At 59.9% G+C, this 22,786-nt stretch carries 21 protein-coding genes and 2 tRNA genes; 2 read left to right on the forward strand and 21 right to left on the reverse strand.

From position 1 onward, the window contains the following. Nucleotides 1-119: 119 nt before the first annotated feature. Nucleotides 120-533 (reverse strand): VOC family protein, encoded by a 414-nt coding sequence (locus HU737_RS18940; RefSeq protein WP_186556484.1) that lies wholly within the window; start codon nucleotides 531-533, stop codon nucleotides 120-122. Between the two features lie 60 nt (nucleotides 534-593). On the opposite strand from HU737_RS18940, the gene HU737_RS18945 reads away from it, so the two are divergent. Then, nucleotides 594-896 (forward strand): heme-binding protein, encoded by a 303-nt coding sequence (locus HU737_RS18945; RefSeq protein WP_186556485.1) that lies wholly within the window; start codon nucleotides 594-596, stop codon nucleotides 894-896. 84 nt (nucleotides 897-980) lie between these two features. Here the strand turns inward: HU737_RS18945 and HU737_RS18950 are convergent, their stop codons facing one another. The 16 genes from HU737_RS18950 to rlmE form a co-directional block, all read right to left on the reverse strand. Further along, a complete protein-coding gene (locus HU737_RS18950; protein ID WP_186556486.1) occupies nucleotides 981-1,331 on the reverse strand; it encodes a BON domain-containing protein in 351 nt (116 codons plus the stop codon). Nucleotides 1,332-1,616: 285 nt separating this feature from the next. Next, on the reverse strand, nucleotides 1,617-3,722 hold the full coding sequence (gene pnp, locus HU737_RS18955) for a polyribonucleotide nucleotidyltransferase (protein ID WP_186556487.1): 2,106 nt from the start codon (nucleotides 3,720-3,722) through the stop codon (nucleotides 1,617-1,619). Between the two features lie 249 nt (nucleotides 3,723-3,971). Next, nucleotides 3,972-4,241, reverse strand: a complete 270-nt coding sequence (gene rpsO, locus HU737_RS18960; protein ID WP_009404303.1) for a 30S ribosomal protein S15 — start codon at nucleotides 4,239-4,241, stop codon at nucleotides 3,972-3,974. A gap of 148 nt (nucleotides 4,242-4,389) precedes the next feature. After that, a complete protein-coding gene (gene truB / locus HU737_RS18965) occupies nucleotides 4,390-5,307 on the reverse strand; it encodes a tRNA pseudouridine(55) synthase TruB (protein ID WP_186556488.1) in 918 nt (305 codons plus the stop codon). A 3-nt stretch (nucleotides 5,308-5,310) separates the two neighbouring features. Continuing rightward, nucleotides 5,311-5,712 carry a 30S ribosome-binding factor RbfA gene (gene rbfA / locus HU737_RS18970; protein WP_186556489.1) on the reverse strand — a complete coding sequence of 134 codons (402 nt, stop codon included), beginning with the start codon at nucleotides 5,710-5,712 and terminating at the stop codon, nucleotides 5,311-5,313. A gap of 117 nt (nucleotides 5,713-5,829) precedes the next feature. Next, entirely contained in the window at nucleotides 5,830-8,358 is a 2,529-nt protein-coding gene (gene infB, locus HU737_RS18975) for a translation initiation factor IF-2 (protein ID WP_186556490.1), read from the reverse strand. Between the two features lie 27 nt (nucleotides 8,359-8,385). Beyond that, nucleotides 8,386-9,867 (reverse strand): transcription termination factor NusA, encoded by a 1,482-nt coding sequence (gene nusA / locus HU737_RS18980; protein ID WP_186556491.1) that lies wholly within the window; start codon nucleotides 9,865-9,867, stop codon nucleotides 8,386-8,388. A 59-nt stretch (nucleotides 9,868-9,926) separates the two neighbouring features. Beyond that, on the reverse strand, nucleotides 9,927-10,385 hold the full coding sequence (gene rimP / locus HU737_RS18985) for a ribosome maturation factor RimP (RefSeq protein WP_186556492.1): 459 nt from the start codon (nucleotides 10,383-10,385) through the stop codon (nucleotides 9,927-9,929). A gap of 130 nt (nucleotides 10,386-10,515) precedes the next feature. After that, nucleotides 10,516-10,592: transfer RNA gene (locus tag HU737_RS18990), tRNA-Met, on the reverse strand. Between the two features lie 98 nt (nucleotides 10,593-10,690). Beyond that, a tRNA-Leu gene (locus tag HU737_RS18995) sits at nucleotides 10,691-10,776 on the reverse strand. Nucleotides 10,777-10,797: 21 nt separating this feature from the next. Continuing rightward, nucleotides 10,798-11,190 (reverse strand): preprotein translocase subunit SecG, encoded by a 393-nt coding sequence (gene secG, locus HU737_RS19000; protein WP_186556493.1) that lies wholly within the window; start codon nucleotides 11,188-11,190, stop codon nucleotides 10,798-10,800. A 4-nt stretch (nucleotides 11,191-11,194) separates the two neighbouring features. Beyond that, nucleotides 11,195-11,950 (reverse strand): triose-phosphate isomerase, encoded by a 756-nt coding sequence (gene tpiA, locus HU737_RS19005; RefSeq protein WP_186556494.1) that lies wholly within the window; start codon nucleotides 11,948-11,950, stop codon nucleotides 11,195-11,197. A 66-nt stretch (nucleotides 11,951-12,016) separates the two neighbouring features. Beyond that, nucleotides 12,017-13,357 (reverse strand): phosphoglucosamine mutase, encoded by a 1,341-nt coding sequence (gene glmM, locus HU737_RS19010; protein WP_186556495.1) that lies wholly within the window; start codon nucleotides 13,355-13,357, stop codon nucleotides 12,017-12,019. A gap of 16 nt (nucleotides 13,358-13,373) precedes the next feature. Then, nucleotides 13,374-14,225, reverse strand: coding sequence for a dihydropteroate synthase (folP, locus tag HU737_RS19015; protein WP_186556496.1), 852 nt, complete (start codon nucleotides 14,223-14,225; stop codon nucleotides 13,374-13,376). Between the two features lie 8 nt (nucleotides 14,226-14,233). Beyond that, complete coding sequence (gene ftsH / locus HU737_RS19020; RefSeq protein ID WP_186556497.1) at nucleotides 14,234-16,141, reverse strand: ATP-dependent zinc metalloprotease FtsH; 1,908 nt, start codon at nucleotides 16,139-16,141, stop codon at nucleotides 14,234-14,236. 204 nt (nucleotides 16,142-16,345) lie between these two features. After that, nucleotides 16,346-16,972, reverse strand: a complete 627-nt coding sequence (gene rlmE, locus HU737_RS19025) for a 23S rRNA (uridine(2552)-2'-O)-methyltransferase RlmE (protein ID WP_186556498.1) — start codon at nucleotides 16,970-16,972, stop codon at nucleotides 16,346-16,348. A gap of 102 nt (nucleotides 16,973-17,074) precedes the next feature. On the opposite strand from rlmE, the gene yhbY reads away from it, so the two are divergent. Then, nucleotides 17,075-17,383, forward strand: coding sequence for a ribosome assembly RNA-binding protein YhbY (gene yhbY, locus HU737_RS19030; RefSeq protein ID WP_186556499.1), 309 nt, complete (start codon nucleotides 17,075-17,077; stop codon nucleotides 17,381-17,383). A gap of 12 nt (nucleotides 17,384-17,395) precedes the next feature. On the opposite strand, the gene HU737_RS19035 is transcribed toward yhbY, so the two are convergent. From HU737_RS19035 to carA, 4 genes are all read right to left on the reverse strand, one after another. After that, complete coding sequence (locus HU737_RS19035; RefSeq protein ID WP_186556500.1) at nucleotides 17,396-17,845, reverse strand: MFS transporter; 450 nt, start codon at nucleotides 17,843-17,845, stop codon at nucleotides 17,396-17,398. Then, nucleotides 17,823-18,305 (reverse strand): transcription elongation factor GreA, encoded by a 483-nt coding sequence (greA, locus tag HU737_RS19040; RefSeq protein WP_186556501.1) that lies wholly within the window; start codon nucleotides 18,303-18,305, stop codon nucleotides 17,823-17,825. The genes HU737_RS19035 and greA overlap by 23 nt, the downstream gene beginning before the upstream one ends. Beyond that, on the reverse strand, nucleotides 18,302-21,523 hold the full coding sequence (carB, locus tag HU737_RS19045; RefSeq protein ID WP_186556502.1) for a carbamoyl-phosphate synthase large subunit: 3,222 nt from the start codon (nucleotides 21,521-21,523) through the stop codon (nucleotides 18,302-18,304). The genes greA and carB overlap by 4 nt, the downstream gene beginning before the upstream one ends. Before the next feature lie 105 nt (nucleotides 21,524-21,628). Then, the gene (carA, locus tag HU737_RS19050; protein ID WP_186556503.1) at nucleotides 21,629-22,765 is read right to left on the reverse strand and encodes a glutamine-hydrolyzing carbamoyl-phosphate synthase small subunit; all 1,137 of its coding nucleotides are present in this window, start codon (nucleotides 22,763-22,765) and stop codon (nucleotides 21,629-21,631) included. Between the last annotated feature and the right edge of the window lie 21 nt (nucleotides 22,766-22,786).

Raw genomic sequence — 22,786 nt, forward strand, 5'->3', positions numbered from 1 at the left:
TCGCCAAACCCGCTTCTACAGAGCGGCGCGGTCCCTGTAGGAGCGGGCTTGCCCGCGAAGGGCTGCAAAGCAGCCCCAAAACAGACAACTCAAATCGCAACCCTGCAGCTTCCTCCCGCCTAGACCAACCGCTGCCCCGATACTGCCGGGTGATACAGCGGCTGCACTTTATTGCCCGCAGGATCGAGCAAATGGAAACTGCGCGCGCCATCGCCATGATTGAAAGGCGTATCGAGCAGGGTGACGCCGTGCGCTTTGAAATACTGGTACCAGGCGTCCAACTCTTCCACGCTGTCGACAATGAACCCGTAGTGATCCAAGGTCTGCAGCCCGTTGGCAGCCCCAGCGCCACGCCCCAACGATAGGTTGTCGTTGCCGCAGGTGAGATAGACCAGGTCTTCGTTGGCTCGGTGCAGCACTTCCATACCGAGTACATCGACATAAAAGCGCTCGCACTCCTCCAGATTGGGTACCAACAGGGCAATGTGGCGCAGACCGTTGAGTCGACCAGGGCGGGCAGGTAATTCGGACATTGGCAGGGCTCCATTTTTGTATACAATTCAAAACAGAATTTAAAACAAAAAGGACGACCTGTGTATAGCCTGTTCATCAAGACCCGTGTCAAACCCGGCAGTGCGGATGCTTTCCTGAGCGCAATCACAGCCAACGCTGCTGCCTCTGTGGCGACTGAGCCTGGTTGCCTGGTGTTCGACGTATCCCAGGATCGCCTCGACCCCGATGTGATCTATCTCTACGAGATCTACTGCGACGACGCAGCTTATGAAGCACACACGCAAACCGCGCACTTTCGCGACAGCCGGCCGCTGGTAGAGCCGTTGATTGTCGATCAAACGTGTTTTGAAAGTGATGTAGTGGCGCGTAACCCGGTGAGTTGAAAGCCCACCAGGCAAATAAAAACCCCGGCCTGAGCCGGGGTTTTTGTGTGGGTGGCCAAATCCTTGTGGCCGTCGGGACAATCCTTATTCGGCTTTCAGGCCGTCAGCCGAAACGGCTTGAACGCCTTTGATTTTCTTGGCAATCGCAACAGCGGTCGTTTTCTGGGCTTCGGTGATAGCTACATCCGAGGACAGAGAAACTACCCCTTTGTTGGTCTCGACTTTGATGTCACTGCCTGGAATCCCTTTTTCAGTCAGCAGATCAGCTTTTACCTTGGTGGTGATCCAGGTGTCCTTGGTCTCTTCCTTGGCCTTGGTGACTTCACCAGCCGCCAGCATCATAGGCGCCTGGGTTGGCTGCTGGGCAAAGGCCGCGTTAGCCATGGTCAGGGTCAGAGCGGTTGCAGCAGCGGCAGCAATGGCGAACTTCTTCATACGAGACACTCCTGTTGTTCGAAAGGTCTGCGCCAGGTCTTTTGGCGTCAGGTGAAGATACTATTGCAGGGGCTGTGCCAGGTTTTTGCATTCAATAAAATCCTTATAAATCAATACGTTAGTATTTTTACTCAATAGTAGGTATCGTGCATTTTGCATGTAGCGGGATAAACCTGCGTGCAAGATGCAAGTACACCAAGGGTTTGCTGCCAGAGCACCAGCGGTAAAATCCAGGGCAAAAAAAAGGACCCCGAAGGGTCCTTTTCTTACGCTACAGCTGTGCTGTTAAACGCCCGAAGCCTTGGCCGCGGCAACGTCTTTGATCGACAGCTTGATACGGCCGCGGTTGTCCACGTCCAGTACCAGTACTTCAACTTCCTGACCTTCTTTGAGCACGTCGGTGACTTTCTCGACACGCGCATCGCTGAGCATCGAGATGTGCACCAGGCCGTCTTTGCCAGGCAGGATGTTGACGAAAGCGCCGAAGTCGACGATGCGCTCAACCTTACCCACGTAGATCTTGCCGATCTCGGCCTCAGCGGTGATACCCAGAACGCGCTGGCGTGCTGCCTCAGCCGCTTCCTTGGTTTCGCCGAAGATCTTGATCGAGCCGTCGTCTTCGATGTCGATCGAAGCCTTGGTCTCTTCGCAGATGGCACGGATGGTCGCGCCACCTTTGCCGATCACGTCGCGGATCTTGTCGGTGTCGATCTTCATCGCGATCATGGTCGGAGCGTTGGCCGACAGCTCGGTACGCGATTGACCGATGATCTGGTTCATCTGGCCGAGGATGTTCAGGCGCGCTTCCAGGGCCTGGCCCAGGGCGATTTCCATGATCTCTTCGGTGATGCCGTTGATCTTGATGTCCATCTGCAGCGCGGTAACGCCTTTGGCGGTACCGGCTACCTTGAAGTCCATGTCGCCCAGGTGGTCTTCGTCACCGAGGATGTCGGTGAGGATGGCGAACTTCTCGCCTTCCTTGACCAGACCCATGGCGATACCGGCAACCGGCGCCTTCATCGGTACACCAGCGTCCATCAGGGCCAGCGAAGCGCCGCAGACCGAAGCCATGGAGCTCGAGCCGTTGGATTCGGTGATTTCCGAAACGACACGGATGGTGTACGGGAACACGTCAGCAGCAGGCAGCATGGCCTGAACCGAACGACGGGCCAGACGGCCGTGGCCGATTTCGCGACGGCCAGCACCGCCCATACGACCACACTCACCTACCGAGAACGGTGGGAAGTTGTAGTGCAGCATGAAGGGGTCTTTCTTCTCGCCTTCGAGGGTGTCCAGCAGCTGGGCGTCACGGGCAGTACCCAGGGTCGCAACGACCAGGGCCTGGGTTTCGCCACGGGTGAACAGGGCCGAACCGTGAGTCTTTGGCAGAACGCCGACTTCGATGTTCAGCGGACGTACAGTCTTGGTGTCGCGACCGTCGATACGTGGCTTGCCGTTAACGATGTTTTCGCGAACGGTGCGGTACTCGATCTCACCGAAGATTTCTTTGACTTCGGCGGCAGAAGGCTGGCCTTCTTCGCCGGAGAACTTGGCGATCGCTTGATCGCGCAGCTCGCCCAGGCGCGCATAACGGTCGGCCTTGACGGTGATGGTGTAGCCCTGGGAAACGGCGTCGCCGAACTCAGCGCGGATAGCGTTGAGCAGCTCGGTGTTGGCAACGGCAGGTTTCCAGTCCCAAGTCGGCTTGGCAGCTTCGGCAGCCAGCTCTTTGACAGCCTGGATAACGGCCTGGAACTCATCGTGGGCGAACAGCACAGCGCCCAGCATCTGGTCTTCGGTCAGCTCTTTGGCTTCCGACTCAACCATCAAGACAGCGTCGGCAGTACCGGCGACGACCATGTCCAGGCTCGAAGCGGCCAGTTGCTCGTAGGTTGGGTTGAGCAGGTAGCCGGTGCTCTCATGGAAAGCAACACGGGCGGCGCCGATCGGGCCTTCGAATGGAATGCCGGAGATCGCCAGGGCAGCCGAGGTACCGATCATCGCAGCGATGTCCGGATCGGTCTTCTTGCTGGTGGAGACGACGGTGCAGACAACCTGCACTTCGTTCATGAAGCCTTCTGGGAACAGCGGACGGATCGGACGGTCGATCAGGCGCGAGGTCAGGGTCTCTTTCTCGGAAGGACGGCCTTCACGCTTGAAGAAACCACCTGGGATCTTACCCGCGGCGTAGGTCTTTTCCTGGTAGTGAACAGACAGCGGGAAGAAGCCCTTGCCTGGATCAGCTTGCTTGGCACCGACCACGGTCACCAGAACGGTGACGTCGTTGTCGACGGTGACGAGCACGGCGCCGGATGCCTGACGGGCAATGCGGCCGGTTTCGAGCGTAACGGTCGATTGACCGAACTGGAATTTCTTGATTACCGGGTTCACGGTTTCCTACCTTTTCAGTGGCTCTGGGGGAACTGGTTTCTTACGAATTCTTGGGCAGAACGGGGAATCGGCCCCATTGACCGTCCAGATACAAATCGAGGCTGGGAGCCTGGCTGCTGGGCGGATAAACCGCTCAGCGATGCCAGGCTGCCAACCTCGAAGATACGCGTAGCGTGTCCGACGGTAGCGCTGCCAAGCAGCACTGCCGAAGAATGCGACACGCCATGCACACCACTGGCCAGGCCGCTATTAGCGACGCAGACCCAGACGACCGATCAGGGCGCTGTAACGAGTGGTGTCTTTGCCCTTCAGGTAGTCCAGCAGCTTACGACGCTGGTTAACCATACGGATCAGGCCACGACGCGAGTGGTGGTCTTTACCGTTGGCCTTGAAGTGGCCTTGCAGTTTGTTGATGTTGGCGGTCAGCAGAGCAACCTGCACTTCCGGGCTACCGGTGTCGCCGGCGGCTTGCTGATAGTCGGCAACGATTTGAGCTTTTTCTTCAACGCTGAGGGCCATTTGGCATCTCCAGATAAACGGATCCCGCAAGCGGGGTCCAATAGGCCAGGGACGAACCCTGTATTAATAAAAAGAGGTGTGACCGTGCCTACTGACAGCCATCCTCGTATCCACCTGTGTCAGCCAAGGCTTTCGCAGCTGGTATCGGTCATTCCGACCGAATCAAGCGACGCGGCGCAATGCGCCCGTCTTCGCTCACTTCACCGATACCGATGAAGCGACCATTGTGATCTTGTACCCGGACCATGCCGAACTGCGGCGCATCCGGCGCACGTACTGCCTGGCCATGCAGCCAGTAGAACGCACTGTGCTCGGATAGATGCACCAGCGGCCAGTCCTGCAACCCGCTATCGGACGGCATCAGGAAGCGATCGAGCGCTTCATTGCCACCTTCGGCATGGGCTTGTTCGAGCGCCTCGAGGGTCACGGTCTGTGCCAACTCGAAGGGGCCAGCCTGGGTTCGACGCAGTTCGGCGACATAGGCACCACAGCCCAGCGCCTCACCGATATCCTCCACCAGGGTACGAATATAGGTGCCTTTGCTGCAACCAACCGACAGGCGCGCACGGGTGCCTTCGCACTCGAGCAGCTCCAAGCGGTTAATAGTAACAGAACGCGCCTCGCGCTCCACTACCTCTCCTGCACGGGCCAATTTGTACAACGGTTGACCGTCACGCTTGAGCGCCGAGTACATCGGCGGGATCTGGCTGATCGGGCCGCGAAAACGTGGCAGCAAGGCCTCGATATCGGCGCGACCAACGGTCACCTCGCGAGTCTGCAAGACTTCGCCTTCGGCATCGGCGGTATTGGTAGTCTGCCCCAACTGCATGACCGTCTCGTAACCTTTATCGGAATCGAGCAGGTATTGGGAGAACTTGGTCGCTTCACCGAAGCACAGCGGCAACACGCCGGTGGCCAGGGGATCGAGACTGCCGGTATGGCCGGCCTTCTCGGCATTGAGCAACCAGCGGACCTTCTGCAAGGCGGCGTTGGAGGTGAACCCCAATGGCTTGTCGAGCAGGATGATGCCGCTGACGTTGCGGCGGATTCGTTTGACCTGGGCCACCCGTTACTCCTTGGTGTCCGGCTCGTTGGAACCCTGATGCAGACGGTCTTCAGCCACTGCACGCTCGATCAGTGCCGACAGGTGCACACCGCGGCTGACGCTTTCATCGAAATGGAAATGCAGTTGCGGCACGCTGCGCAGTTGCATCGAGCGCCCCAGGTGCAGGCGCAGGAAGCTGGCGGCGCTGTTCAGCGCCTTGACCGACTGCTTGATCGCGTCGGGGGCATCTTCCTGGCCCATGACCGTGATGAACACCTTGGCATGGCCCAGGTCACGGCTGACGTCGACGGCGGTGATGGTCACCAGGCCGACGCGCGGGTCTTTGACTTCACGGCGGATCAGCTCGGCCAGCTCACGCTGCATCTGATCGCCAATGCGTTGGGTACGGCTATATTCTTTTGCCATTCTTTGCTACCTGTAACTTAAAGCGGCAAACGCCCGGCCAGGCTTGAAGCCGGACCGGGCGCTACCTGCAGAGGCGTTGCCAACCGCCCTGGGGCGAGGCTTCTGCCAGCTCGACCCTTACAGGGTACGAGCCACCTGGACTTTCTCGAAGACTTCGATCTTGTCGCCGACCTTGACGTCGTTGTAGCTCTTGACGCCAATACCGCACTCCATGCCCGAGCGGACTTCGGCCGCGTCGTCCTTGAAGCGACGCAGCGATTCCAGCTCGCCTTCGAAGATCACCACGTCCTCGCGCAGTACGCGGATCGGACGGTTGCGGTGAACGGTACCCTCGATGACCATACAGCCAGCGATGGCGCCGAACTTCGGCGAACGGAACACGTCACGCACTTCGGCGACGCCCAGGATGTTCTCGCGAACATCGCTGCCGAGCATGCCGGTCAGGGCTTTCTTGACGTCTTCGATGATGTCGTAGATCACGTTGTAGTAACGCATATCCAGACCTTCCTGCTCGACGATCTTGCGGGCACCGGCATCGGCACGCACGTTGAAGCCGAACAGCACCGCGTTGGACGCCAGGGCCAGGTTGGCGTCGCTCTCGGTGATACCACCGACGCCACCACCAATCACGCGCACCTGCACTTCGTCGTTGCCCAGGCCGCCGAGCGAGCCCTGCAGCGCTTCGAGAGAACCACGAACATCGGTCTTGAGGACGATGTTGAGGGTCTTCTTCTCTTCTTGACCCATGGTCTCGAAGATGTTTTCCAGCTTGCCAGCGTGAGCGCGGGCCAGCTTGACCTCACGGTACTTGCCTTGACGGAACAGAGCGACCTCACGGGCCTTCTTCTCGTCAGCCACTACCGACAGCTCGTCACCGGCTTCCGGCGTGCCGTCCAGGCCGAGGATCTCGACTGGAATGGCCGGACCGGCTTCTTTCACAGGCTTGCCGTTCTCGTCGAGCATGGCGCGAACGCGGCCATAGTTCGAACCGCACAGGACCATGTCGCCCTGACGCAGCGTACCGTCCTGAACCAGGATGGTGGCAACTGGGCCGCGGCCCTTGTCCAGGCGCGATTCGACCACGACACCACGACCAGGCGCGGTTGGGGTGGCCTTGAGCTCGAGGATCTCGGCCTGCAGCAGTACGGCTTCGAGCAGCTCGTCGACACCGGTACCCATCTTCGCCGAAACCTTGACGAATGGAGTGTCACCACCCCAGTCCTCGGAGGTCACGCCTTCGACGGACAGCTCGTTACGAATGCGATCGAGGTCGGCACCCGGCTTGTCGATCTTGTTCACTGCAACGACCAGCGGAACGCCAGCTGCCTTGGCATGCTGAACGGCTTCGCGGGTTTGCGGCATCACGCCGTCGTCCGCCGCCACCACCAGGATGACGATGTCGGTCGCCTTGGCACCACGGGCACGCATCTGGGTAAACGCAGCGTGACCTGGGGTGTCGAGGAAGGTGACCATACCGCGGTCGGTTTCGACGTGGTAAGCACCGATGTGCTGGGTGATACCACCGGCTTCGCCAGCGGCAACCTTGGCACGACGGATGTAGTCGAGCAGCGAGGTCTTACCGTGGTCAACGTGACCCATGACGGTCACAACCGGAGCACGCGGTACGCTCTCACCTTCGAACTTCAGCGATTCGGCCAGGGAATCTTCCAGGGCAGTGTCGCTGACCAGGGTGACCTTGTGGCCGAGCTCTTCGGCGACCAGCTGGGCGGTCTCCTGATCGAGCACCTGGTTGATGGTGACCGGAGTACCCATCTTGAACATGAACTTGACTACTTCAGCGCCCTTGACGGACATCTGGTTGGCCAGGTCGGAAACCGTGATGGTCTCGCCGATGGTCACGTCACGGATGACTGGACCGGTCGGGCTCTGGAAGCCATGCGCGTTGCGCTTTTTCAGCTTGCCCTTGCCACGGCCACCGCGACGGAAGCCATCGCTTTCTTCTTCGGTGGTACGCGGAGCGGCACGAGGCGTCGGAGCTTTTTCTTTCTCCTTGACCTTGACCTTGATCGAGACGCGCGGCGCTTCGCCACGACCGCCACGACGATCTTCATCGCGGGTGCGGTTTTCGGTGCGACGCGCTTCTTCTTTCTTGCGCTCGGCTGCGCGGACTGCGGCTTCTTCGCTCACAGGCTCCTGGGCCGCAGCTGGGGCAGCAGCCACCGGGGCAGCGGCAGGCGCGGCCTCAGGCTTGCTGGCAACAGCGGCTTGTGGCGCTTCGCGACGGGATTGCTCCTCGGCGCGCTGACGCGCTTCGGCGTTAGCCTTGTCGCGTGCAGCGTTTTCAGCGGCGCGGCGCTCTTCCAGCTCGCGGTTCTGCTCAGCCTGGATCTCTTCCGGGCTGCGCTGAACGAAAACTTTCTTCTTGCGTACTTCTACGCTGATGCTCTTGCTACCGGCGACACGCAGGGTGCTGGTGGTTTTGCGCTGCAAGGTGATCTTGCGCGGCTCTTCCACTTTTGCCTTGTGGCTGCTCTTCAGATGAGCCAGCAAAGCCTGCTTCTCATTGTCGGTCACTACCTGACCGGCGTCGGTGTGCGGCAGACCTGCCTCACGCATCTGCTGCAGCAGGCGCTCAACCGGTGCAGCGACCTCTTGGGCCAATTCTTTCACCGTGACTTGCGTCATGCACTTCTCTCCTCAGGCCGCGCCTAATTACTCGAACCAGTGGGCTCGGGCGGCCATGATCAACTTGCCGGCACGCTCTTCGTCGATGCCGTCGATGTCGAGCAGGTCGTCAATCGACTGCTCGGCCAGGTCTTCGCGGGTAACCACGCCGCGCACCGCCAGTTCGGCCGCCAGGTCCTTGTCCATACCCTCAAGCGAGAGCAGGTCTTCGGCCGGATGGGCGTCTGCCAGTTTTTCCTCGGTAGCGATGGCTTTGGTCAACAGGCGGTCCTTGGCACGAGCGCGCAGCTCGTTGACGATATCCTCGTCGAAGCCATCGATGTTGAGCATTTCTTCCAACGGTACGTAGGCAATTTCTTCCAGGCTGGTGAAGCCTTCGTCGACCAGCACCTGGGCGAGCTCTTCGTCGACTTCCAGCTCGTCGATGAAGTTGCGCAGGATGTCGCCAGTCTCGGCTTGCTGCTTGGCCTGGATGTCCTTCTCGGTCATCACGTTCAGGGTCCAGCCGGTGAGCTGGCTTGCCAGGCGAACGTTCTGACCACCACGACCGATGGCCTGGGCCAGGTTGTCCTCGGCCACGGCGATATCCATGGCGTGGGCATCCTCATCAACGATGATCGCCGCGACTTCAGCCGGCGACATGGCGTTGATGACAAATTGCGCGGGGTTCTCGTCCCACAGGACGATATCCACACGCTCACCGCCCAACTCGCCGGACACCGCCTGAACACGCGAACCACGCATGCCGATGCAGGCGCCTTGCGGGTCGATGCGTTTGTCCTTGGAGCGAACGGCGATCTTGGCGCGCGAACCCGGATCACGGGAAGCGGCCATGACCTCGATGAGGCCTTCGGCGATTTCCGGCACTTCGATGCGGAACAGTTCGATCAGCATCTGCGGCGCGGTACGCGACAGGATCAGCTGCGGACCGCGGTTCTCAGTGCGGATTTCCTTGAGCAGCGCACGCAGGCGCACGCCAACCCGGAAAGTCTCGCGTGGAATGATGTCTTCGCGAGCCAGCAACGCCTCGGCGTTGTTGCCCAGGTCGACGATGACGTTGTCGCGGGTGACCTTCTTCACGGTGCCGGAGATGATCTCGCCAACACGTTCGCGGTAAGCGTCGACCACTTGCGCACGCTCGGCCTCGCGGACCTTCTGCACGATGACCTGCTTAGCGGTCTGAGCGGCGATGCGACCGAATTCGATAGACTCGATCTTCTCTTCGATCACGTCACCGACCTTGGCTTCAGGGTGGGTCTCGTGAATCTTGTCCAACCAGGTCTCGATCGCCGGATCATCAAGATCGGCTTCGTCGACCACGGTCCAGCGACGGAAGGTCTCGTAGCTACCGGTGTGGCGGTTGATTTCCACACGCAGGTCGACTTCGTCCTCAAAACGTTTTTTGGTTGCAGTGGCCAGAGCCACTTCCAGCGCCTCGAAAATGACGCCGGGCGGTACACCCTTTTCGTTGGATACCGATTCAACAACCAGCAGTACTTCTTTGCTCATCGTACGCCTCGCCTTGCGCAAGCCATTGGGCCCGGATAGTCCGCCGGGTCCGGCACGTCTCAGTCAAAACTGGGAATAATATTGGCCTTGTCGATCGAGTCGATCGGCAACAGGAACTCTTGATCGTCTACCTGGACGACCACATCCTGCTCCTCCACGCCGCGGAGAAGGCCCTGGAAGTTACGACGACCCTCGAAGGGTGAACGCAGCTTGATCTTCACTTGCTCGCCGGCATGCGAGGCAAACTGTTCAAGCGTGAACAGCGGGCGATCCATGCCAGGAGAGGACACTTCAAGGGTGTATTCGGAAGTAATCGGATCTTCCACATCGAGGATCGCGCTGGCCTGTCGGCTGACTGCTTCGCAGTCGTCCACCAGGATTCCGCCTTCCTTGTCGATGTAGATACGCAGCACCGAATGCTTGCCCTGGGAGATGAACTCGATCCCCCAGCACTGATAGCCCAGACCCTCGACAACCGGGGCCAACAAGGCCTGCAACTGTTCTAGCTTGCTCGACACCTGAACCCCCTCGTGCATGCTGTGCAAATAAAAAATGGGCAAAGCGCCCATCCCTGAAAGCGCCGTTGGACAACGACGCCTAAAACTGTTCGGCTAGCAAAAAGCCCCTGAAAAGGGGCTCCGCTGAAGCTGGTTGCGGGGGCTGGATTTGAACCAACGACCTTCGGGTTATGAGCCCGACGAGCTACCAAGCTGCTCCACCCCGCGACAAAGCTGGGGCGAAAGTATAAGACTGAACCCGCTACTGGGTCAATCCGACCTCCACCTACAAGAAAGCCCGCTAAAGCGGGCTCTCTTGCTTCAATTGGTACCGAGAAGGGGACTCGAACCCCTACACCCTATGGGCACAACCACCTCAAGGTTGCGTGTCTACCAATTCCACCACCTCGGCAATACTACTTCTTGAAACCCGTTACTTCTGCTCTTGGCTCGGAGGAGGTACATCACCAGTGTTGGTGGCTTCGCTCTTCTGCTCCTGGAGCACCGGTACATCATCATTTACTGCCGGCTTCTGCTCTTTAACTTCCAAAACTGCTGGATCTGGCAGACCTGCTTGAGTCAGCTGGTGAGCTTGCTCTTTCGCGAAGTATCCTAACCCAAGTGCAGTTAAAAAGAAAGTGGCAGCGAGTATAGCAGTAAATTTACTCAGGAAGGTAGCAGAACCTTGGCTTCCGAACACAGTATTAGAAGCACCTGCGCCGAAAGATGCACCTGCTTCCGCACCTTTACCCTGTTGCAGCAATACCAGCACTACCAGTGCCAGTGCAGCCAACAGATGAAAAACAACTACGACTGTTTCCATCATTTGTTCAGTTTCCTGCGGCGCGACAAATTGCACCGAATTCGTCTGCGTTCAGGGACGCTCCACCAATGAGCCCCCCATCGATATCCGGCATGCCGAACAGTTCGGCCGCATTGGCCGCCTTCACGCTGCCGCCGTAGAGAAGCTGCACATTCTCGGCAACTTCGGCGTTCTCTGCCGCCAACTGCTTACGGATGGCAGCATGCACATCCTGAGCCTGTTGAGGCGAGGCCGTCAAACCCGTACCAATGGCCCATACAGGCTCATAGGCGATTACAGCATTGGCAAAAGCCTTAACACCGAACTCATCGATGATACTGCTTAGTTGACGCCCTACAACTTCGAGCGTCTTGCCTGCCTCACGCTCTTCGAGGGTTTCCCCTACGCAAAGCACTGGCGTTAAACCACTTGCCTGAGCGGCTGCAAACTTGCGGTTGAGCACTTCATCGCTTTCACCAATGATTTGGCGACGCTCAGAGTGCCCGACCAGCACCAACTTGCAACCCACTTCAGCTAACTGACTCGGTGCAACTTCGCCGGTCAGCGCGCCCTGTTCGGACTGTACAGCAGAATTCTGTGCCCCAACGATAATTCCTTTACCAGCCAACCCATCAATCACGTGACTGATGAACAAGGCGGGAGGAAAAACCGCAACTTCTACACCGCTCGGCAGGGACAGATTGCTCAAGCCCTGGGTCAGCTCAGCGACGCTGGCGCGGGTACCGTGCATCTTCCAGTTACCAGCTACCATGGGGCGACGCATGCTTTACCTCGTCGGTCAAAGTGGGCGCAGATCTTACCCAACCCGAACTGCGCTGGCAAGGGTCTTTCACGCACAAACTTCGGCAACCAGCTTAGCCAAGGCTTCGGCATGGCCACGGACCTGATGTTCATCATCGCCTTCGACCATCACCCGCACCAGCGGCTCGGTGCCGGACTTGCGCAGCAGCACCCGGCCGCGACCGGCCATCGCCTCGGTAGCCTTGGCACTGGCTTCTTTCACCGCAGGGTTTTCCAACGGATCGTCGGCACCGGCACCATAGCGCACATTGATCAGCACCTGAGGGCACTTGCGCACCGCCTGACGCGCCTGGGCGAGGTTCTCGCCACGACGCTTGAGCGCCATCAGCACCTGCAGCGCGGCAATGATCGCATCACCGGTGCTGGTGTGGTTACAGCACACCACGTGCCCGGAGTTTTCCCCACCGAGGATCCACTCACGCTCGATCAGCTCGGCCATCACGTAGCGGTCGCCAACCTTGGCGCGCACGAAGGGGATATCAAGCTCCTTGAAGGCCAGTTCCAGGCCCAAGTTGCTCATCAGGGTACCCACCACCCCACCCTGCAGCTTGTCGCGTTCCTGCAGGTCCCTGGCGATGATGAACAGCAGTTCGTCGCCGTCGACGATAGCGCCGGTATGGTCAACCATCAGCACCCGATCGCCATCACCATCGAAGGCGATGCCCAAATCGGCATGACCGACCAACACCGCAGCCTGCAGCGACTCGATATGGGTCGAGCCACAGTTCAGGTTGATGTTCAGGCCATCGGGCTGTGCGTGCAGCACCGTGACATCGGCGCCCAACTCGCGGAACACGCTTGGCGCGACTTTGTAGGTAGCACCGTGAGCACAATCGATCACCAGCTTCAGACCTTCGAAGCTGGTGCTGCTCGGGACGCTGCTCTTGCAGAACTCGATGTAGCGACCCGCGGCATCGTTGATCCGGGAAACTTTGCCCAGCTTGCTCGATTCGACCACATTCATCGGCTGGTCGAGGAGCTCCTCGATCATCATCTCGACTTCGTCGGGCAACTTGGTGCCCTGACCGGAGAAGAACTTGATACCGTTGTCATCATGAGGATTGTGCGAAGCACTGATAACGATCCCCGCCTCGGCGTGGAAGGTGCGAGTCAGGTAGGCGATCGCCGGAGTTGGCATCGGCCCGAGCAACATCACATCGGCACCGGCCGCGGACAAACCGGCCTCCAGCGCAGATTCGAACATGTAGCCAGAAATCCGCGTGTCCTTGCCCACCAACACCCGGCAAGCACCCTGCTTGCGGAAGGCCATGCCTGCCGCCCAGCCCAGCTTGAGCATGAAGTCCGGAGTAATCGGATATTCGCCAACGCGGCCACGGATACCATCGGTACCAAAGTATTTTCTGCTCATAGGAACTCCAGTGTTCTTATTCGGCGTTCTGCACGGCGGCGATCATGCGCACCACATCGACTGTCTCAGCCACATCGTGCACACGCAGGATGCTTGCACCCTTGGTCATGGCCAGGGCTGCCAGGGCCAAGCTGCCATACAACCGCTCACCGACCGGACGATCCAGGGTCAGGCCGATCATGCTCTTGCGCGATACGCCCACCAACAGCGGGCGACCGAGGCGATAGAGCGCCTCCATGTGCTTGAACAGACTCAGGTTGTGCTCGAGGGTCTTGGCAAAACCAAAGCCCGGGTCGAGGACGATCTGCTCGGCGCTGATTCCGGCCGCCACGCAGGCCGCCATACGCTGTTCAAGATAGCGCGTCACGTCGACGGTGACATCGTCGTAGTGGGGGTTGTCCTGCATGTTATCCGGGTCACCGCGCATGTGCATCAAGCACACCGGCAAGCCGGTCGCCGCGGCGGCGTCCAACGCACCATCGCGCTCCAGCGCGCGCACGTCGTTGATCAGGCCAGCGCCCAGACGGGCCGACTCGCGCATCACTGCTGGGGTAGAGGTATCGACCGAGATAACCACATCCAGGCGACTGTTGATCGCCTCGACCATCGGCGCCACGCGCTCGAGCTCCTCGGTGACAGACACTGCCCGGGCACCTGGACGAGTGGACTCGCCGCCGATGTCGATCAAGGTGGCACCTGCCGCGACCATGGCTTCGGCATGGCGCAGGGCTTCATCGCGCTGGCTGAAACGGCCACCGTCGGAGAAGGAATCAGGGGTGATATTGAGAATACCCATGACATGGGTACGGGACAAATCAAGAACCCGGTTGCCGCAAGGCAACCGGGTCGGGTACAGCTGTGAGGTCATGATAACCCTTAGTGTTGAGCCGCAGGACCGCCGATCGGCGACTCCGGTCGATCACCCTGGGAAGCCTGGTTGCCGGAGGTGCCGGCATCGTTATCCCAGTCACGAGGCTCGCGTGGTGTACGACCGGCCATGATGTCGTCGATCTGGTCGGCATCGATGGTTTCGTACTTCATCAGGGCTTCGGCCATTGCGTCAAGCTTGTCGCGGTTCTCGGTAAGAATCTGCTTGGCCGTGGCATAGCACTGGTCGATGATGCTGCGCACCTCGGAGTCGATCAGCTTGGCGGTTTCGCCCGACACGCTGGCGTGCTGGGAACCTGCACTGCGACCCAGGAACACCTCGCCTTCTTCCTCGGCATACATCAGCGGGCCCAACTTCTCGGACAGGCCCCACTTGGTGACCATGTTCCGCGCAATCTGGCTGGCACGCATGATGTCGTTGGAGGCACCAGTGGTGACGCCATCGAAGCCCAGGGTCATTTCTTCGGCGATACGGCCGCCGTACAGCGAGCAGATCTGGCTGATCAGCGCACGCTTGGACAGGCTGTAACGGTCTTCCTCAGGCAGGAACATGGTCACACCCAGCGCACGGCCGCGCGGAATGATCGAGACCTTGTAGACCGGGTCATGCTCAGGCACGACACGACCAACGATGGCGTGACCTGCTTCGTGGTAAGCGGTGTTCTGCTTTTCCTTCTCGGACATGACCATGGATTTGCGCTCGGCGCCCATCATGATCTTGTCTTTGGCCAGCTCGAACTCCTTCATTTCAACTACCCGCTTGCTCGAACGAGCAGCGAACAGCGACGCTTCGTTGACCAGGTTGGCCAGGTCGGCACCGGAGAAGCCCGGAGTACCACGTGCAATAACGGCAGGGTTGACGTTCTCGCCAATCGGCACCTTGCGCATATGCACTTTGAGGATCTGCTCGCGACCACGGATATCCGGCAGCCCTACCACCACCTGGCGGTCAAAGCGACCAGGACGCAGCAGCGCCGGGTCGAGCACGTCTGGACGGTTGGTGGCAGCGATAACGATGATGCCATCGTTCATCTCGAAGCCGTCCATCTCGACCAGCAATTGGTTGAGGGTCTGCTCGCGCTCGTCGTGACCGCCGCCCATGCCGGCGCCACGGTGGCGACCGACGGCGTCGATTTCATCGATGAAGATGATGCACGGCGCGTGCTTCTTGGCCTGCTCGAACATGTCACGAACGCGGCTTGCGCCAACACCCACGAACATTTCGACGAAGTCGGAACCGGAAATAGTGAAGAACGGCACCTTCGCTTCACCGGCGATGGCCTTGGCCAGCAGGGTCTTACCGGTACCTGGCGGGCCAACCATCAGCACGCCGCGTGGAATACGACCGCCCAAACGCTGGAATTTGCCCGGATCGCGCAGGAACTCGACCAGTTCGCCAACTTCTTCCTTGGCCTCGTCGCAACCGGCGACGTCAGCCAAGGTAGTCTTGACCTGGTCTTCGGAAAGCAGGCGCGCCTTGCTCTTGCCGAAGCTCATCGGCCCGCCCTTGCCGCCCGCACCGCCCTGCATCTGGCGCATGAAGAACATGAACACCGCGATGATCACCAGGATCGGGAAGCTGGCTACCAGCAGTTGGGTCCAGATGCTTTGCTGTTCAGGCTGCTTACCTTCGACAACAACATTGTTGTTGACCAGGTCGCCAATCAGGCCGTTGTCGGCGATGGCCGGACGTACGGTCTTGAAGTTGTCGCCATCGGTGCGCTTGCCGGTAATGACGGCACCGTCGACCGTGACTCGCTCGACCTTACCGTCTTTGACCTGCTGGATGAAGTCAGAGTAGTTGAGGGTTTGCGGCTCGTTCGGGCTGGAGAAGTTGTTCATCACCGTCACCAGGACGGCCGCGATGATCAACCACAGGATCAGATTCTTTGCCATGTCGTTCAATTAGCTACCCTCTGAGGTCGGCGCACGACGCAGCCGTGCCTCGCATGATATTCACCGCCCTAACTTACTACATTACCCACGCATCCGCAGGTGCCGTCTGTAACCCTTTGTGAAACCTAGACTACACGAAGTTCGGACAATCCTGACGCGGCGGCTGATTGGAATTAACTATCACCCACCACGCCAAGTGCCATTTCACGCCCCTTTGAAGCCCCTGCCGAGCAGGTATTGCTCACGGGATCGATCCCGCGAGGAGGACGGCTTGCGCATCTGCACCTTGTCGAACTTGCTGCGCACGTCCTTGAGGTACACATCAAAACCTTCGCCCTGGAAGATCTTGATCAGGAAATCTCCGCCTGGACGCAGAACCCGGGTCGCCAGGTCCAGTGCCAACTCGCAGAGGAACATGGCCCGCGGCATGTCCACCTCAGGCGTACCACTCATATTGGGGGCCATATCGGAAATCACAAGGTCCACGTGTGAATTGCCGACCGCTTCAAGGATGCTTTGCAGCACCGCGTCCTCGGTGAAGTCGCCCTGAATGAAGGTGACATCCGGGATCGAGTCCATTTCCAGGATGTCGGAGGCGATCAACCGACCTTGGCCACCAATCAGACGACTGGTCACCTGCGACCAGCCACCCGGGGCCGCGCCCAGGTCGATTACGCTCATGCCAGGACGGATCAACTTGTCCTTTTCCTGGATCTCCAGCAGTTTGTAGCTCGCACGCGAGCGATAACCATCCTTCTGCGCCTGCTTGACGAAAGGATCGTTGAAATGCTCTCTCAGCCAGTTATGGCTGCTTTTAGAACGCTGTACCACGGGGCACCTCGATGATTAGCGTCGTGATTGACTGGGCGGAGCCACAGGCCCTCGGGTAAAATGGCTACCAATTTTACAGAATCAGACGAAAAGGGTCAGATTATGCCGCTCAATAACGAGCAGAAGAAGCAGTACAAGTCTATTGGTCACGACCTGAAGCCGGTCTTGATCGTTGCCGGCAACGGCCTGAACGAAGGCGTTATCGCCGAATTGGAACGCGCCCTGGCCGACCATGAGCTGATCAAGGTCGAAATTCGCTCCGAGGATCGCGAAGAACGTGCCGCCGCCATCGCCGGGCTGTGCAAGGCCGGCCGCGCCGAACTGGTGCAGACCATCGGCAAAAAAGCGCTGATCTACCGCAAGAACCCGCAACCGAACAAGCAGCTGTCGAACATCCACCGCTTCAAGTAACGGTGGCTCCGATCAGTGGCGCGCCTTGCGCGCCCTGACCGGGACCGGCTGGGCCACCAGCACGATGCCGGAGAAGCCCAGCACCAAAAAGCAGAACATCTGCCAACGTTCGCCCACGGATATCCCGTAGCGTAGCGTGTAGTAGCTGACGCAGGCAGCAAAGCCGAGCAGCAGCATCTGGCCGCGAAATTGCCGCCACCAGGCCGCCAGGCCCTCCACCCTCGCCAACACCGCCAGCTGGGTCATCAACCCGAGCCAAGCCACGCCAATCAACCAACGGTCGATCTGCGCAGCCACGTCGTGCACCAGCAACGGCGCCAGGCCACTGACCTTGAGCGCCGGCACCAAGCCCACATGGAACACCCACAAGCCGCCGACCCAGAATACCTGGGCCAGCTGCCAGAGGATCCCCTCGAGGGATGGCGCGCGCTGGCGCCGGTCAGATGTGCTTGACTTCGACAATCTCGTACTCGACCACACCGCTAGGTGTCTTGACCGCTGCAACATCACCCTCTTCCTTGCCAATGATGGCTCGGGCGATGGGTGCGCCAGCAGAGAGCTTGCCCTGCTTGATATCGGCTTCGTCTTCACCAACGATCTGGTAGGTCACTTCTTCACCGGTCTCGGCGTTAGCCAAGAGCACGGTGGTACCGAAGATCACTTTGCCAGTATGCGGAATGGTGGTGATATCGATCACCACCGAGTTCTGCAGACGGCCCTCGATGTCGCGGATACGCGCTTCGACCATACCCTGCTCCTCACGGGCGGCATGGTATTCGGCGTTTTCCTTGAGATCGCCCAGTTCGCGGGCTTCGCCAATAGCCTGACTCAAGCGCGGACGCTCGGTCTTGCTCAAGAACAGGTGCTCTTCTTCCAGGGCGCGAGCGCCCTGGACGGTCATCGGGTACTTGGTAATGCTCATGCTTTGAGTCCTGCATGCAGATCCTGCAAGCGACGAACGGTCTTTTCAGGGCCGAATTTCAGCGCTTCACAGATGGCTTCACCGGCCGCAATGGTAGTTGTGCAGTAAATCTTGTGCTGCAGCGCATTGCGACGAATCGAGTAGGAGTCAGCGATCGACTGGCGGCCTTCGGTGGTGTTGATGATCAGCGACACTTCGTCGTTCTTGATCATGTCGACCACGTGCGGACGACCTTCGGTCACCTTGTTCACACGGCGCACCTTCAGGCCAGCCGCTTCGATAACCTTGGCGGTGCCGACAGTTGCAACCACTTCGAAGCCCAGGGCGATCAGGTCGCGGGCAACGCCAGCCACTTGTGGCTTGTCGTCGTCACGCACGCTGATGAACGCGGTACCACCAGTCGGCAGCACTTCGCTGGCACCCATCTGGGCTTTGGCGAACGCTTCACCGAAGGTGTCACCGACACCCATGACTTCACCGGTCGATTTCATCTCAGGGCCGAGGATCGGGTCAACCCCCGGGAACTTGGCGAACGGGAAGACGGCTTCCTTGACGCTGTAGAAGTTCGGGATGATTTCCTGGGTGAAGCCCAGCTCTTTCAGGGTTTTGCCGGCCATTACGCGGGCAGCGATCATGGCCAGGGAAGTGCCGATGCACTTGGACACGAACGGCACGGTACGCGAGGCGCGCGGGTTGACTTCGATCACGTAGATCTTGTCGCCCTGCAGGGCCAACTGCACGTTCATCAGGCCGACAACGCCCAGCTCCAGGGCCATTTTGGCGACCTGTACGCGGACTTCGTCCTGCACTTCCTTGCTCAGCGAGTAAGGTGGCAGCGAGCACGCCGAGTCGCCGGAGTGAACGCCGGCCTGCTCGATGTGCTGCATGATTGCGCCGATCACCACGTCAGTGCCGTCGCACACCGCATCCACGTCCATCTCGATGGCGCAGTTGAGGAAGTGGTCGAGCAGTACCGGGCTGTCGTTCGACACCTGTACCGCTTCACGCAGGTAGCGCTTGAGCTCGTCCAGTTCGTAGACGATTTCCATGGCGCGGCCGCCCAGTACGTACGACGGGCGCACAACCAGCGGGTAACCGATGCTGCCAGCAGCGCGGATGGCTTCGTCTTCGCTGCGCACGGTGGCGTTTGGCGGCTGCAGCAGGTTCAGACGCTGAACCATCTGCTGGAAGCGCTCACGGTCTTCGGCACGGTCGATGGCATCCGGGCTGGTACCGATGATCGGTACGCCGGCTTCTTCCAGGGCACGCGCCAGTTTCAGCGGGGTCTGGCCGCCGTAGTGGACGATCACGCCTTTTGGCTTCTCGACGCGGCACACTTCCAGCACGTCTTCCAGCGTCAGCGGCTCGAAGTACAGGCGGTCGGAGGTGTCGTAGTCGGTGGAGACGGTTTCCGGGTTGCAGTTGACCATGATGGTCTCGTAACCGTCTTCACGCAGCGCCAGAGCCGCGTGTACGCAGCAGTAGTCGAACTCGATACCTTGGCCAATACGGTTCGGGCCGCCACCCAGGATCATGATCTTGTCGCGGGTGGACGGGTTGGCCTCGCACTCTTCCTCGTAGGTGGAGTACAGGTAGGCGGTGTCGGTGGCGAACTCGGCGGCGCAGGTGTCGACGCGCTTGTACACCGGGAACACTTCGAGCTTGTGGCGGTGACGGCGCAGGTTCTTGTCGGTGATACCCAGCAGCTTGGCCAGACGCTGGTCAGAGAAGCCTTTGCGCTTGAGGCGCAGCATCAGGTCTTTGTCGATGGCCGACAGGGCCAGGGTCTTGACCTTCTCTTCTTCCTTGATCAGATCTTCCATCTGCACCAGGAACCACATGTCGATGCCGGTCAGAGCAAAGATTTCTTCGCAGGTCATGCCCGAACGCATGGCATCAGCGACGTACCAGATACGTTCGGCGCCCGGCACGGTCAGCTCGCGCTTGAGGATGCCGGCAGCTTCAGGGCTGGCCAGGTCGACTTTCGGGTCCAGACCGCAGGCACCGACTTCCAGACCACGCAGGGCTTTCTGCAGGGACTCCTGGAAGGTACGGCCGATGGCCATGACTTCACCCACGGATTTCATCTGGGTGGTCAGGCGCGCGTCGGCTTTCGGGAATTTCTCGAAGGCAAAGCGTGGCAGCTTGGTGACGACGTAGTCGATCGACGGCTCGAAGGAAGCCGGAGTGCGGCCGCCGGTGATGTCGTTCTGCAGCTCGTCGAGGGTGTAGCCAATGGCCAGCTTGGCGGCGATCTTGGCGATCGGGAAGCCGGTGGCCTTGGAAGCCAGGGCGGACGAACGCGATACGCGCGGGTTCATCTCGATGACGACCATGCGGCCGGTGTTCGGACAGATACCGAACTGCACGTTGGAACCGCCGGTTTCGACACCGATTTCACGCAGCACCGCCAGCGAGGCGTTGCGCATGATCTGGTATTCCTTGTCGGTCAGGGTCTGCGCTGGAGCAACGGTGATCGAGTCACCAGTGTGCACGCCCATCGGGTCGAAGTTTTCGATCGAGCAGACGATGATGCAGTTGTCCTTTTTGTCGCGGACCACTTCCATCTCGTACTCTTTCCAGCCGATCAGCGATTCGTCGATCAGCAGCTCTTTGGTCGGCGACAGGTCCAGACCACGGGTGCAGATTTCTTCGAACTCTTCACGGTTGTAAGCGATACCACCGCCAGTACCACCCATGGTGAACGACGGGCGAATGATGCATGGGAAGCCGAGCTTCTCGAGGACCGCATTGGCCTCTTCCATGCTGTGGGCGATACCGGAGCGCGGGCATTCCAGGCCGATGTCCTTCATGGCCTTGTCGAAGCGCGAACGGTCTTCAGCCTTGTCGATGGTGTCGGCGTTGGCACCGATCATCTCTACGCCGAACTTCTCCAGAACGCCGTGGCGCTCCAGGTCCAGGGCGCAGTTCAGTGCGGTCTGGCCACCCATGGTCGGCAGAACGGCGTCCGGACGCTCTTTCTCGATGATCTTGGCCACCGACTGCCACTTGATCGGCTCGATGTAGGTGGCGTCGGCCATGGCCGGGTCAGTCATGATGGTGGCTGGGTTGGAGTTCACCAGGATGACGCGGAAACCTTCCTCGCGCAGGGCCTTGCAGGCCTGGGCGCCGGAGTAGTCGAATTCACAGGCCTGGCCGATCACGATCGGGCCGGCACCGAGAATCAGGATGCTTTTGATGTCTGTACGTTTTGGCATGGTGGTCACTCAAATCCGGGGTCAGTCGGCAAGCCGCTTTGAACAATCTGGGTCAGGCGCATCCGGGCGCGGCGCGAGCCGGCCCGGGGCCTTGAAGCAGGATGCTCAGCGGCGCTTGGCCATGGCATCGGTGAAACGATCGAACAGTGGCGCGACGTCGGTCGGGCCAGGGCTCGCTTCAGGGTGGCCCTGGAAGCTGAACGCGCTCTTGTCGGTGCGCTCGATACCCTGCAGGGTGCCATCGAACAGCGACTTGTGAATGGCGCGAACGTTGCCCGGCAGGGTGGCTTCGTCAACAGCAAAACCGTGGTTCTGGCTGGTGATCATGACCACGCCGGTGTCCAAGTCCTGGACCGGGTGGTTGGCACCGTGGTGACCGTGGCCCATTTTCACGGTCTTGGCACCGGACGCCAGGGCCAGCAGCTGGTGGCCGAGGCAGATGCCGAATACCGGAATCTCGGTTTCGAGGATTTCCTTGATTGCCTGGATGGCGTAGTCGCACGGCTCGGGGTCACCAGGGCCGTTGGACAGGAACACGCCGTCCGGGTTGAGCGCCAGCACTTCGCTGGCCGGGGTCTGGGCTGGCACCACAGTCACGCGGCAGCCACGGGCGACCAGCATGCGCAGGATGTTCAGCTTGACGCCGTAGTCGAACGCGACCACGTGGTACGGCAGGTCGGCAGCTTCGATGGTCGGGTGGCTGTCGGTTTTCAGCTCCCACACGCTGGAGCGCCACTCGTAGCGCTCTTTGGTGGAAACGACCTTGGCCAGGTCCATGCCCTTCAGGCCTGGGAAGCCGCGAGCAGCGGCGATGGCGGCTTCTTCGCTGATGTTGTCACCGGCCAGGATGCAGCCGTTCTGTGCGCCCTTTTCACGCAGGATGCGGGTCAGGCGGCGGGTGTCGATGCCAGCGATGGCGACGACGTTGTGTTCTTTCAGGTACTCGGACAGCGACTGGGTCTTACGCCAGTTGCTCGCCACCAGCGGCAGGTCACGGATGACCAGGCCGGCAGACCAGACGCGGTTGGATTCGGCGTCTTCCGGAGTCGTACCGGTGTTGCCGATGTGCGGGTAAGTCAGGGTAACGATTTGCTGGGCGTAGGAAGGGTCTGTAAGGATTTCCTGGTAGCCGGTCATAGCGGTGTTGAACACCACCTCACCAACGGTCTGCCCGTCGGCTCCGATGGCTTCACCGCGAAAAATGCTGCCATCGGCAAGGGCGAGTATGGCTGGCTTAGTCAAGAAGACCTCCCGTAAATCAAG

The organism is Pseudomonas urmiensis (assembly GCF_014268815.2).
Taxonomy (GTDB): Bacteria; Pseudomonadota; Gammaproteobacteria; order Pseudomonadales; family Pseudomonadaceae; genus Aquipseudomonas; species Aquipseudomonas urmiensis.

Excerpts from the sequence above, each read along its gene's own strand:
- yhbY (WP_186556499.1), top strand. The coding sequence starts at position 17,075 with ATGCCGCTCAATAACGAGCAGAAGAAGCAGTACAAGTCTATTGGTCAC.
- glmM (WP_186556495.1), bottom strand. The coding sequence starts at position 13,357 with ATGAGCAGAAAATACTTTGGTACCGATGGTATCCGTGGCCGCGTTGGC.
- rpsO (WP_009404303.1), bottom strand. The coding sequence starts at position 4,241 with ATGGCCCTCAGCGTTGAAGAAAAAGCTCAAATCGTTGCCGACTATCAG.
- carB (WP_186556502.1), bottom strand. The coding sequence starts at position 21,523 with ATGCCAAAACGTACAGACATCAAAAGCATCCTGATTCTCGGTGCCGGC.
- HU737_RS18940 (WP_186556484.1), bottom strand. The coding sequence starts at position 533 with ATGTCCGAATTACCTGCCCGCCCTGGTCGACTCAACGGTCTGCGCCAC.
- folP (WP_186556496.1), bottom strand. The coding sequence starts at position 14,225 with ATGACCTCACAGCTGTACCCGACCCGGTTGCCTTGCGGCAACCGGGTT.
- greA (WP_186556501.1), bottom strand. The coding sequence starts at position 18,305 with ATGAGCATTACCAAGTACCCGATGACCGTCCAGGGCGCTCGCGCCCTG.
- infB (WP_186556490.1), bottom strand. The coding sequence starts at position 8,358 with ATGACGCAAGTCACGGTGAAAGAATTGGCCCAAGAGGTCGCTGCACCG.
- HU737_RS18950 (WP_186556486.1), bottom strand. The coding sequence starts at position 1,331 with ATGAAGAAGTTCGCCATTGCTGCCGCTGCTGCAACCGCTCTGACCCTG.
- nusA (WP_186556491.1), bottom strand. The coding sequence starts at position 9,867 with ATGAGCAAAGAAGTACTGCTGGTTGTTGAATCGGTATCCAACGAAAAG.
- secG (WP_186556493.1), bottom strand. The coding sequence starts at position 11,190 with ATGATGGAAACAGTCGTAGTTGTTTTTCATCTGTTGGCTGCACTGGCA.
- tpiA (WP_186556494.1), bottom strand. The coding sequence starts at position 11,950 with ATGCGTCGCCCCATGGTAGCTGGTAACTGGAAGATGCACGGTACCCGC.
- rbfA (WP_186556489.1), bottom strand. The coding sequence starts at position 5,712 with ATGGCAAAAGAATATAGCCGTACCCAACGCATTGGCGATCAGATGCAG.
- ftsH (WP_186556497.1), bottom strand. The coding sequence starts at position 16,141 with ATGGCAAAGAATCTGATCCTGTGGTTGATCATCGCGGCCGTCCTGGTG.